This window comes from Rhodococcus sp. NPDC060084 (assembly GCF_042730335.1).
GTDB lineage: Bacteria > Actinomycetota > Actinomycetes > Mycobacteriales > Mycobacteriaceae > Rhodococcus.
Window position 1 is genome coordinate 1 of the sequence record NZ_JBHWWX010000069.1, and the last position, 8,803, is coordinate 8,803.

7 protein-coding genes are annotated in these 8,803 nt (G+C 66.9%); all 7 read left to right on the plus strand.

Translation table 11 applies throughout. The annotated features are described in order from the left end of the window. Positions 1-120 precede the first annotated feature (120 nt). The 7 genes from ACFWBU_RS20865 to ACFWBU_RS20895 all read left to right on the plus strand — a co-directional run bounded on the left by ACFWBU_RS20865 (position 121) and on the right by ACFWBU_RS20895 (position 8,740). Positions 121-876 (plus strand): MerR family transcriptional regulator, encoded by a 756-nt coding sequence (locus tag ACFWBU_RS20865; RefSeq protein WP_378529124.1) that lies wholly within the window; start codon positions 121-123, stop codon positions 874-876. Between the two features lie 73 nt (positions 877-949). Next, positions 950-2,173, plus strand: coding sequence for a UDP-galactopyranose mutase (gene glf / locus ACFWBU_RS20870; protein ID WP_169652238.1), 1,224 nt, complete (start codon positions 950-952; stop codon positions 2,171-2,173). Next, a complete protein-coding gene (locus ACFWBU_RS20875) occupies positions 2,170-4,059 on the plus strand; it encodes a glycosyltransferase (protein ID WP_378529125.1) in 1,890 nt (629 codons plus the stop codon). The genes glf and ACFWBU_RS20875 overlap by 4 nt, the downstream gene beginning before the upstream one ends. Positions 4,060-4,117: 58 nt before the next feature. Then, entirely contained in the window at positions 4,118-4,615 is a 498-nt protein-coding gene (locus ACFWBU_RS20880; protein ID WP_169621057.1) for a phosphatase PAP2 family protein, read from the plus strand. Continuing rightward, on the plus strand, positions 4,612-5,517 hold the full coding sequence (locus tag ACFWBU_RS20885; protein WP_169652237.1) for a decaprenyl-phosphate phosphoribosyltransferase: 906 nt from the start codon (positions 4,612-4,614) through the stop codon (positions 5,515-5,517). Before ACFWBU_RS20880 ends, ACFWBU_RS20885 begins: the two co-directional genes overlap by 4 nt. A gap of 118 nt (positions 5,518-5,635) precedes the next feature. Continuing rightward, positions 5,636-7,474, plus strand: a complete 1,839-nt coding sequence (zomB, locus tag ACFWBU_RS20890; RefSeq protein ID WP_206036893.1) for a flagellar motor control protein ZomB — start codon at positions 5,636-5,638, stop codon at positions 7,472-7,474. A 255-nt stretch (positions 7,475-7,729) separates the two neighbouring features. Continuing rightward, positions 7,730-8,740, plus strand: coding sequence for an alpha/beta hydrolase (locus tag ACFWBU_RS20895; protein ID WP_378529126.1), 1,011 nt, complete (start codon positions 7,730-7,732; stop codon positions 8,738-8,740). The last annotated feature ends 63 nt before the right edge of the window (positions 8,741-8,803 follow it).

Consider the following 8,803-nt stretch of genomic DNA (forward strand, 5'->3'; position numbering starts at 1 on the left):
GTATAAGAGACAGGGGGACGGACCTGATCAGGTCCGTCCCCTTCCGGCGTGTCCGAGGAAGGGGTTGACATTGACGCAACGTCAAGACGCACCCTGAAAAGTGCCGAAAGGAGGGCGGAGATGCCACGCGAATGGTCGATCCAGGAACTGGCCCGGAGCGCGGGTGTCACCAGCCGCACGTTGCGGCACTACGGCGACGTCGGAGTGCTCGTCCCCTGTCGTACCGGCAGCAACGGGATGCGGTTCTACGATGCCGACGCGCTCGTCCGGTTGCAGCGCATCCTCCTGCTGCGTGACCTCGGTCTGGGTCTCCCGGCGATCCGGGAGGTCCTCGACGGGCACGACGACACGACGGCAGCGCTGCGGACGCACCTCGAACTGCTCGAGCACGAGCGGCGGCAACTCGAGAGGCGCATCGAAGCGGTGCGCGGCACCCTCGCGAAGACCGAAAAGGGAGAAGAGCTCATGGCAGACGAAGTGTTCGACGGTTTCGATCACACGCAGTACCGCGACGAGGTGATCGACCGATGGGGCAAGGACGCGTACGACAACAGTGACCGCTGGTGGCGCGGAATGGGCGAGGGCGAACGCGGCGACTGGAAGAGCCGCGCCGCGCAACTGTCCGCGGACTGGACCGCAGCGGCCGAGGCCGGGGTGGACCCGGCCGGCCCGGAAGCCCGGGAACTCGCTCGCCGTCACGTCGAGTGGCTGTCCTCGATTCCCGGCACTCCCGGATACGGCACCCCGGAGGGCATCAGCCGGGAGTACGTGCTCGGCCTCGCCGACATGTACGTGGCCGACGAACGGTTCGCCGCGAACTACGGCGGACCCGCCGGTGCCGCGTTCGTGCGCGACACGCTGCACCGATACGTGTGAACGGAGCGTCCGGTCGGTCCGGTGACGGACCGAACCGGCGCGTTCGTACCCCGGTCGCTTACCCTGGTTCTCCGTGACTGCTGCATCAGCGCCCCAGCCCTCCACCGGTGAGTACGACCTGATCGTCGTCGGCTCCGGATTCTTCGGACTGACGATCGCAGAGCGGGCCGCCACGCAGCTCGGCAAGCGAGTTCTCGTCGTCGAGCGCCGCTACCATCTCGGCGGCAATGCGTACTCCGAACCCGAGCCCGAGACCGGCATCGAAATCCACAAGTACGGTGCCCATCTGTTCCACACGTCGAACAAGCGTGTGTGGGACTACGTCAACCAGTTCACCGACTTCACGGGCTATCAGCACCGCGTGTACGCGATGCACAAGGGCCAGGCCTACCAGTTCCCGATGGGGCTCGGCCTCGTCTCCCAGTTCTTCGGCCGCTACTTCACGCCGGACGAGGCGCGCGCCCTGATCAAGGAGCAGGCATCCGAGATCGATTCCTCCGAGGCGAAGAACCTCGAGGAGAAGGCGATCTCCCTGATCGGCCGTCCGCTGTACGAGGCGTTCGTGCGCGACTACACCGCCAAGCAGTGGCAGACCGACCCGAAGGAACTGCCGGCAGGCAACATCGCCCGGCTCCCGGTCCGGTACACCTTCGACAACCGCTACTTCAACGACACGTACGAAGGTCTGCCGGTCGACGGCTACACCGCGTGGCTCGAGAACATGGCGAAGGACGACCGCATCGAGGTGCGGCTCGACACCGACTGGTTCGAGGTTCGCGACGAGATCCGGGCCGCGAGCCCCGATGCGCCCGTCGTCTACACCGGCCCGCTGGACCGCTACTTCGACGACGTCGAAGGCAAGCTCGGGTGGCGCACCCTCGACTTCGAAACCGAGGTCCTGCGCGACTGCGGTGACTTCCAGGGCACCCCGGTGATGAACTACAACGACGCCGACGTGCCGTACACCCGCATCCACGAGTTCCGGCACTTCCATCCCGAGCGCGAGACGTACCCGGCCGACAAGACGGTCATCATGCGTGAGTTCTCGCGCTTCGCGGGTGACGACGACGAGCCGTACTACCCGATCAACACCTCCGAGGACCGCGCGAAGCTCACCGCCTACCGCGAACTCGCGAAGAAGGAAGCAGCCGAGAACAACGTGCTGTTCGGCGGCCGCCTGGGGACCTACCAGTACCTCGACATGCACATGGCGATCGCCAGCGCGCTGTCGATGTTCGACAATGTCCTCGCGCCGCACTTCGAGTCGGGTGCCCCGATCGCGGGTGACGCGTCGTGAGCATCAGCGAACCGGGCCTGCTCGGTAAGACCCTTCTTCAGCGGATCATCCTGCCCCGGCCGGGTGAACCCCTCGACGTGCGCACCCTGTACCTCGAGGAGTCGCCGACGAACGCCCGTCGTGCCCACGCCACGACCCGCACGACGCTGACCGTCGGCGCCGAGTCGGAGGTGTCGCTGTGCACCTATTTCAACGCGTTCCCGGCAAGCTACTGGCGGCGCTGGAGCACACTGCCGGCGGTGGTGCTGCGCCTCGAGCTGACCGGCCACGGCCGCATCGACATCTACCGCAGCAAGGCCGACGCGAGTCGCATCCACGTCACCGGCAGTGAGTTCTCCGGCGACAAGGTCGTCGTCGAACTCGAGACCGACCTCGGTCCGTTCGAGGACGGCGGCTGGATCTGGTTCGACATCACGACCGACACCGAGGTCACGCTGCACTCCGCGGGCTGGTACTCGCCGGTGGAGGCCGAAGGCCGAGCGTCCGTCGCTGTCGGTATCCCGACGTTCAACCGGCCCGCCGACTGTGTGAAGGCACTGCGGGCGCTCGCGTCCGACCCGCTGGTCATGGATGTCATCGACGCCGTGATCATTCCGGACCAGGGCACCCGCAAGGTTCGTGACGAACCGGATTTCGCCGAGGCAGCCGCACCGTTCGGTGACCGGCTCGTCATCCACGACCAGGGCAACCTCGGCGGTTCCGGTGGTTACAGCCGCATCATGTACGAGGCGCTGAAGACCACCGACTCGCCGTTCATCCTGTTCATGGACGACGACATCGAGATCGAACCCGACTCGGTGCTGCGCGCGCTGGCATTGTCGCGCTTCGCGAAGAAGCCGATGCTCGTCGGCGGCCAGATGCTCAACCTGCAGGAACGTAGCCACCTGCACACCATGGGCGAGGTCATCAACCGGACGAACTTCATGTGGAGTGCCGCTCCGAACGTGGAATACGACCACGACTTCGCGACCAAGCCGTTGCACGACCGCGAGAACTCGAAGCTGCTGCACCGGCGCATCGATGTCGACTTCAACGGCTGGTGGATGTGCATGATCCCGCGGGTCGTCGCGGAGGACATCGGGCAGCCACTGCCGTTGTTCATCAAGTGGGACGACGCCGAGTACGGGCTGCGCGCCCGCGCCGCCGGCTATCCGACGGTCACCATGCCCGGTGCCGCGATCTGGCACATGGCATGGAGCGACAAGGACGACGCCATCGACTGGCAGGCGTACTTCCACCTGCGCAACCGACTGGTCGTCGCCGCAATGCACATGGACGGCGACTCCAAGGCCCTGGTGCTGGACACGGTCAAGGCCACGGTCAAGCACCTGGTGTGCCTCGAGTACTCCACGGTCGCGATCCAGAACAAGGCGATCGAAGACTTCCTGGCCGGCCCGGAGCAGCTCTTCGACCTGTTGCCCCGCGCCCTCGGTGAGGTGCACGCGCTGCGGAAGAACTTCTCCGACGCAGTGGTGCTGCCGTCGTCGACAGAGTTGCCGATGGCGTCGGGAGCCGAGGTCGGCGCGGTCGGAATCCCCGAAGGCGCGGCCGCGAAGGTCAAGCGTCTCGCCAAGGGTGTGCTGCACAATTTCCGTCCGGAGAACGCCGAGCACCACAGCCGTCCCCAGCTCAACGTGCCCACGATCGATGCGCGCTGGTTCCTGCTGTCCCAGGTCGACGGTGTGACCGTCACCACCGCGGACGGCCGGGGCGTCGTCTACCGTAAGCGCGACCGAGCACAGGCTCAGGCCCTGCTGACCGAGGCGCTTCGCCTGCGCCGTGAACTTGCGCGCCGGTTCCCCGAAATGAAGAAGCGGTACCGGGACGCGGTTCCCGCCCTGACCAGCAAGGAGGAGTGGGAGCGTGTCTTCGGCGCCGGTAACTAGCGAGACGAATCCGGCCGAGTGCGCTCGCACAGGTCGTTGGAAGAGCACCGACACCGAGATACGGATCCTGCAGACCGTGCAGGCTGCCGTCGGCAGCACTCCGGGCGCCATCTCCGCTGCGCGCGGTCTGTCGCACTTCGGTGAGCACGCGCTCGGCTGGGTCGCCGTCGGCGGACTCGGAGCCGTGGTCGACCGCAAGCGCCGCCGTCAGTGGGCCGGCGTCGCCGTCGGTGCCGTCGGTGCGCACGCCGCTTCGATCGTCATCAAGCGGGTGGTGCGCCGTCGTCGGCCGTCCGACCCGTCGGTGCAGGTCAACGTGTCGACGCCGAGCAGGCTGAGTTTCCCGTCGTCGCACGCGACCTCCACGACCGCGGCTGCCGTGCTGCTCGCCCGAGTCACCGGGCTACCCTTTCCCGCGGTGCTCGTGCCGCCCATGCTGCTGTCGCGCCTCGTTCTCGGCGTGCACTATCCGACGGACGTCCTGGCCGGCGCGGCACTGGGTGCGGCGTCCGCCGCCGTCGTGGTGCGGGCAGAGAAGAAGTTTGGAGAGCGATGAGCGAGGAACCGGCCGCCGTCAAGGAGGCCCCGAAGACCCTGCCCGCGGGGATCGTCAAGGCGATGCGCCCGCGGCAGTGGGTGAAGAACGTCCTGGTGCTCGCGGCACCGATGGCTGCGGGATCGGTCACCCAGCTCGACGTGCTGTTGCCGGTCGCGCTCGCGTTCGTCGTGTTCTGCATGGCAGCGTCCGGCATCTACCTGGTCAACGACGCGCTCGACGTCGAAGCCGACCGTGCGCACCCCACGAAGCGTTTCCGGCCGATCGCCGCCGGCATCCTGCCGATACGACTCGCCTACATGATCGCGGTGGGCCTCCTGGTCGCTTCGATCCTGCTGTCGTTCCTCGCGAACTGGCAGCTCGCGGTGGTCATGGCCGTCTACATCGGCATCCAGCTCGCGTACTGCTTCGGGCTGAAGCATCAGGCCGTGCTCGACATCTGCATCGTCTCGTCGGGATTCCTGATCCGGGCGATCGCGGGCGGTGTCGCGGCGGAGATCCCGCTGTCGCAGTGGTTCCTGCTGATCATGGCGTTCGGATCGCTGTTCATGGCGGCAGGTAAGCGCTACGCCGAACTCCGTCTCGCGACCCGCACCGGAGCCAAGATCCGCAAGTCGCTCGAGTACTACACCGAGACCTACCTGCGGTTCGTGTGGACCGTGGCCGCGACCGCCGTCGTGATCTGCTACGGCCTGTGGGCGTTCGAGCAGGACAACCGCGCGGACTCGAACTGGTACGCCATCTCGATGGTGCCGTTCGTCGTCGCGATCCTCCGGTACGCGGTGGACGTGGACGGTGGCGAAGCCGGGGAGCCGGAAGAGATCGCTTTGAAGGACCGTGTGCTGCAGTTCCTCGCGGTTGCCTGGATCCTGGTGGTCGGCGGTGCTGTCTACCTCTTCTGACGTCGTGAACGACGTCGACGACAACGCGGCAGGCCGAGCGGGCACCAACCGACCCGGCCTGCCTCGCGGTGTCGCACGCGGAGTGTTCGCCGGGGGAGTGGCCCTCTCGGCACTCCTGATGTTCTGGGGCGCGTGGGACCGCCGCTGGATCGCCGACGACGGCCTGATCGTCCTGCGTACGGTGCGCAACCTGCTGGCCGGATACGGACCGGTGTTCAACGCCGGGGAACGCGTCGAGGCGAACACCTCCACGGCATGGACGTACATCGTCTACGGCGCCGGATGGCTCACCGGCATCCGCCTCGAGTACGTCGTACTCGGCCTCGCGCTGGTGCTCTCGACGACCGCGGTGGTCCTGGCGATGCTCGGCGCGGCGCGGTTGTACCGGTGGCGCATGCGTGCCGCGACCGGCACGGTTCTGCTGTTGCCCGCCGGTGTGCTCGTCTACATCGCGGTGCCGCCGGCCCGGGACTTCGCGACATCCGGACTCGAGACCTGCCTGGTGATCTGCTGGCTCGCGCTGGTGTGGCTGCTCATGGTCCGGTGGGCAACGCCCGATCCCGCCGGGAAGCGGCCTCTCCCGGGGACCGTGGGGATCCTGGGCACGGCGTTCGTCGCCGGGCTCGGTCCGCTGGTGCGCCCCGAATTGGCGATCGTCGCGGGTCTGACCCTCGCTCTGCTCTTCCTCGCGGACGGCCTGACCTGGCGGATCCGCGCTGCGATGGTCGCGGTCGCGGGTCTGGTGCCGGTGGTCTACCAGATCTGGCGAATGGGCTACTACGGCCTGCCGTACCCGAACACCGCGGTCTCCAAGGACGCGGGCGGCGCGAAGTGGACACAGGGCTTCGACTACCTCGGCAACCTGGTCGTGCCGTATCTGCTGTGGCTGCCGCTGTTGTTCCTCGTCACGGTGACCGTCGCGGTGATGCTGTCCAGCGGTCGCGGTACCGGTGTTGCCGGCAACCGTGAAAGGTTCCTGTCGAAGGGAACCGACGTGCGCACCCTGCTGACGGCGGGACAACGAGTACTGCGCACGCCCACCGCCGTGGTCGTGCTGATGGTCCTGTCCGGTGTCCTGCTCCTGCTGTATTCACTGCGCGTCGGCGGCGACTTCATGCACGGCCGCGTGCTGCTCCCGCCCCTGTTCTGCCTGCTGCTGCCGGTAGCGGTGATCCCGCTCCGGGTCCCCGACCGGTCCGAACTCGGAAACAATCCCCGGACCCGCGTGGCCGGCGCGGTCGCGGTGCTCTGGGTCGGCACGGTGGTGTGGGCGCTGTTCGCGTCGAACACGACCGGCATGCCGGAGGGTGCGGTGGTCGGCCGATCGGGCATCGTCGACGAGCGGGCGTTCTACTCGCTCAACACCGGGCACCTCCACCCGATCCGCGCCGAGGACTACCTCGACTACCCGCGGATGCGCGCGATGGTCTCCACGATCGCCGAGACGCCGAACGGGGGCCTGCTGCTGCCCACGCCGTCGTACGACGCCTGGGACGTCGTCCCGCCCCCGGAACCCATTCCGCCGGGCGGAGCGGGGCACACGGTCTTTTTTCTGAACCTGGGCATGACGAGCATGAATGTCGGGCTGGATGTTCGGGTGGTCGATCAGATGGGCCTGGCCTATCCGCTCGCGGCACACACCGAACGGCTCGAAGACGGCCGGATCGGACACGACAAGATCCTGTATCCGGACTGGGTGGTGGCCGAGTCGGGAGTGGTCGACGTCTATCCCTGGCTGCCGGGCTACCTCGACGAAGAGTGGGTGGCGATGGCCAAGCTCGCGCTCACGTGCCCCGAGACGCGCGAGTTGCTGGATTCGTCCGGTGCCGAGCTGACCTGGCCGCTGTTCAAGCGGAATCTGCGGAACGCATTCGAGTACGCGGGATACCGGATCGACCGGGTACCGGAGTACGAGATCCAGCGGTGCGACCTGCCGATGCCGTCCGCGGGTGGATGACCGAGTTGGCTTGAACTTCAGGTCTCGCTAGTATCACGGCATATTACGGTCGGATAACGGCGAGAACGGTCGCCACGGCACGTCGGTCTGCGCAAGCCCACGACCTCAGAAATCGGGGTTTGTCAGAGATCACGCCATCCTTTACAGTCTTGACCGCAGTGTGACTTGTGGCGACCGCCCGCCGGTCGTCGAACGCCGGGTATTCACGGGGGACGCGAACGCGGACGCCGCTGATCGAGAAAGTGAGCATTGTTCATGCGTTTTGTCCCCAGGTTGTCGCAGGGCCTTCGTCGGCGCCTGCTCGGCACCGCCGCCGTGGCGCTGGTATTGCCCGTTGCCGCCGGTGTTGCCGGAACCTCCGCGGCTGTCGCCGCACCGGCCCAGAGTGCACCGGTCTCGCACCGCGCACCGGCCGGAGGATTCGAAGAGGTCTTCGTCGATTCCGACATGGGCCCGATCAAGGTTCAGATCCAGTGGGCAGCCCGTGGCGGTGATGCGGCTCTCTACATGCTCGACGGATTGCGCGCCCGCGACGACGCCAACGCGTGGACCTTCGAGACGAATGCTCTCCAGCAGTTCGGCAACGACAACGTCAGCTTGGTCATGCCGGTCGGCGGCCAGGCGAGCTTCTACACCGACTGGTACTCGCCCAGCAATCTCAACAGCCAGGACATCACCTACAAGTGGGAGACGTTCCTGACCCAGCAGCTGCCCGACTACCTCGCCACCCGTGGCGTGTCGCGCAGCAACAACGGCATCCTCGGCCTGTCGATGGGTGGCTCGGCCGCTCTGACGCTGGCTGCCTACCACCGCGACCAGTTCAAGTTCGCGTCGTCGCTGTCGGGCTACCTGAACCTGTCGGCTCCCGGCATGCGTGAGGCCATCCGTATCGCGATGCTCGACGCCGGCCGCTTCAACGTCGACGCGATGTGGGGCCCGCCGTGGAGCCCGTCGTGGCTGCGCAACGACCCGTTCGTGTTCGCTCCGAAGCTCGAGGGCCTGTCCCTCTACATCTCCGCAGCGAGCGGCCTGCCCGGCCAGCACGACAACCCGGAGGGCTTCGCCGGCTTCTACAACACGGCGAACGCAATGGGCCTCGAGGCACTGTCGCTGGTCCAGACCCGCGCATTCCAGGTCAAGCTGGCCGCGCTCGGTATCCCCGCCACCTTCGAGTTCCCGTCGCGTGGCACCCACGCATGGAAGTACTGGGAAGACGAGCTGTGGAAGGCTCGCCCGCAGATCCTCGAGGCGCTCAACGCCTTCTGATCTCCCTAGAGATCCGGTAGCACTGCTCCTCACAGCGCCGCCCACCACCGTTCGGTGGTGGGC

What these genes read in the sequence shown, in the direction of transcription:
- zomB (WP_206036893.1), top strand. Translation starts at nt 5,636, where the DNA reads ATGTTCTGGGGCGCGTGGGACCGCCGCTGGATCGCCGACGACGGCCTG.
- ACFWBU_RS20865 (WP_378529124.1), top strand. Translation starts at nt 121, where the DNA reads ATGCCACGCGAATGGTCGATCCAGGAACTGGCCCGGAGCGCGGGTGTC.
- ACFWBU_RS20885 (WP_169652237.1), top strand. Translation starts at nt 4,612, where the DNA reads ATGAGCGAGGAACCGGCCGCCGTCAAGGAGGCCCCGAAGACCCTGCCC.
- ACFWBU_RS20895 (WP_378529126.1), top strand. Translation starts at nt 7,730, where the DNA reads ATGCGTTTTGTCCCCAGGTTGTCGCAGGGCCTTCGTCGGCGCCTGCTC.